This window comes from Streptomyces panacea (assembly GCF_040560175.1).
In the GTDB taxonomy this organism is placed as follows: Bacteria; Actinomycetota; Actinomycetes; order Streptomycetales; family Streptomycetaceae; genus Streptomyces; species Streptomyces panacea.
In genome coordinates, this window is the sequence record NZ_JARJHW010000348.1 from 1 (window position 1) to 2,610 (window position 2,610).

Consider the following 2,610-nt stretch of genomic DNA (forward strand, 5'->3'; position numbering starts at 1 on the left):
GGGCGCCCGGTGGCCAGGCGGCCGGTGACGAAGAGTTCCCCGCTCTCCGGGTCCTCCACCCTGAACCGGTTCTCCGCGTCCACCCGGCCGATGACCCGGTGGGCCCCGGACGGGATGAGCGGGCGGTGGAAGAGGATGTCGCGGGCTCCGTGGAAGGGTTCGCCGCGCAGTGCGGCACCTTCGCGCAGGAAGTCGAACCACGCCACGCCCGGGAGCATGAGCGTGCGGTACACCGCGTGCTGGGCGATGGGTGCCTCGGCAGGACCGAACACACGGGAGAACGTGTACCCGGCCGTCCCCTCGTCCGACACCAGCTCCGCGGGCGCGCCGGGTTCGGCCGAGCGCAGGGGCTCGGCCAAGTTCAGGGCGGGGCCGCGCAGTTGGGCGGAGGGCAGCAGGCGCTTGCTCCACGACCCGCCCGTGGTCTGCTGGAACGCCGCCCAGTCGATCTCCTGGCCCTCCTGGAAGAGCTCGGCGGCGATCGAGGCGAGCACCGCGGTGACCTCCCGCTCGTCGCGGGCTCCGGCCAGCCGTACGCCGATGTCGTGGCCGTCGGCGGCGGGGTGGTCCCGGGCGTCGCGCACGAGTTCGCTGTCGCTCCGCAGGACATCGGCCAGCGCCCGCTCCAGCGGGACACGTCCTCGTACGAAGTCCCCGACCGCCTCCCAACCCGGGGGCAGGTCGACCGCCCCCTCGGGCAGTCCCAGGTCGCGCAGCGCGATCGCGAGGGCGACCCCGGAGGCGATCCGCAGCAACTCACCCGAGAATGCCGCCAGTTGGGCTCCGGTGGCCGCCTCGAACAGGCCGACGACCTCGTGCACGGCCGGCGCGGAGCGGTCGAGCGCGGTCAGCCATGCGGCCGGGGCCCCGGCAGCCTCGGGACGTACGGACACGGTGGTGCGGGGGCGGCCGACAGTACGGTCCCGCGCGTCGGCCCGCAGAAGCCATGCGCGTAGAACGGTGGCCAGTTGCACCGCGTCCGCCCCGACGACGGCCAGCCGCTCGGTGCGGTGGGGCCGGGCCAGGCGGGCCGTGGCGCATACGTCGGCGAGCTCGCCGGGCCCGTCGGTCAGGGCCGGCAGGAACTCCAGCCACTGGGCGGCCAGTTCCCGCAGCGCGTACGGGGTGTCCGCGGACAGCGGCAGGACATGGACCGGCATGGGCCGTCCGCCGGGCCCTGCCGACCCGGCGAGGGCGCGGTCCGTTCGGGGGGCGGCCTCGGCCACCACATGGGCGTTGGTGCCGCCGAAGCCGAATCCGCTCACCGCGGCCCGGCGCACCGGGGCGTCGGGCCAGGGGAGGCGCGTGCCGGACAGGTGGAAGGGGCTGTCGGCGAGGTTGAGGCGGGGGTTGGGTGACTCCACCGCCACCGCCGGGACGGTGTCCTCGCGCATCGCGAGGATGATCTTCGCGAGTCCGGCGAGCCCCGACGCCGAGTGCAGATGGCCGATCCGGCGCTTGATCGAACCGAGCGCGACGGAGTTCCGGGCGACGCCGTGCCTCGCGAACACCTCGGTGAGCGCCCGCACTTCGATCGGGTCGCCGATGGCGGTGCCGGTGCCGTGTGCCTCGACGTACTGGACGGTCGCCGGGTCGATGGTCTCGTACACCTTGCCCAGCAGGTCGATCTGGGCTTCCAGGTTCGGTGTGGTGACGCCCATGGTGCGGCCGTCGTTGTTGACCGCGACCCCGCTGATGGCTCCGAGGATCACATCGCCGTCGGCCAGCGCCGCCGGCATCGGCTTCAGCACCAGGGCGGCGGCTCCCTCGCCGGGCACATAGCCGTTGGCCCTGCTGTCGAAGGTCTGGCAGAGGCCGTCCGGCGAGAGCGCCCCGGTACGGGAGAGGAGTACGAATGTCAGCGGGTCGATCAGCAGGTCGACGGCGCCGACCAGGGCGAGTTCGGAGGTCCCGGCCGCGAGGCTCTGGCAGGCGAGCCAGACCGCCGAGAGCGAGGACGAGCAGGCGGTGTCGACCACCAGGCTCGGGCCCGCCAGGTCGAAGCGGTCGGACAGCCAGGCCGCCATGAAGTTCTGCGACCGACCCCACAGGGCGGCCGGTCCGGGTATGCCGACGGGGCCGGCCGGTCCGGGCGGAACCGCGCCCCGGCCCTGGTCGAATCCGTACGCGTTCATGCGCGCGGCGATGAACACGGCGGCGTCCAGGCGACGGCGCGTCCCCAGGTACCCGGAGTCCTCCAGGGCCCGCGCGCCGACCTCCAGCATCACTCGCTGCTGGGGGTCGAGGAGCACGGCGTCCCCGGCGGTCATGCCGAACGCCTCGTGGTCGAAGGAGAACGGGTCCACCAGGAAGCCGCCCCGGTGGTGCGTGCCCTGGTGGGGCCCCTCGCCCCGGTACAGCTCGCGGGCCCACCGGCTCGGCGGGACCTCACCGACCTCGACCCCGTCGCGGCCCAGCAGGGCCGTCAGGTCGACGACGTCCTCGGCGCCCGGGAGCCGTACCGCGAGGCCGATCACGGCGATGCGGGTGTCCAGCTCGCTCACAGCGGTCCTTTCGTTCGGCTCTCCGGTCATGACCGCCCCCGTTCCCGCTGCCCGTCGTGCACGAGCAGCGGACGCAGCAAGGCGCTCAGGGCGGAGGTGGGTTCGG

1 protein-coding gene is annotated in these 2,610 nt (G+C 73.9%); it reads right to left on the reverse strand.

What is annotated here, in order from left to right; genetic code table 11:
• Positions 1-2,504 (reverse strand): beta-ketoacyl synthase N-terminal-like domain-containing protein (locus P3L51_RS35785; RefSeq protein ID WP_354609538.1); only part of this gene is annotated, 2,504 nt, incomplete at its 3' end.
• Between the last annotated feature and the right edge of the window lie 106 nt (positions 2,505-2,610).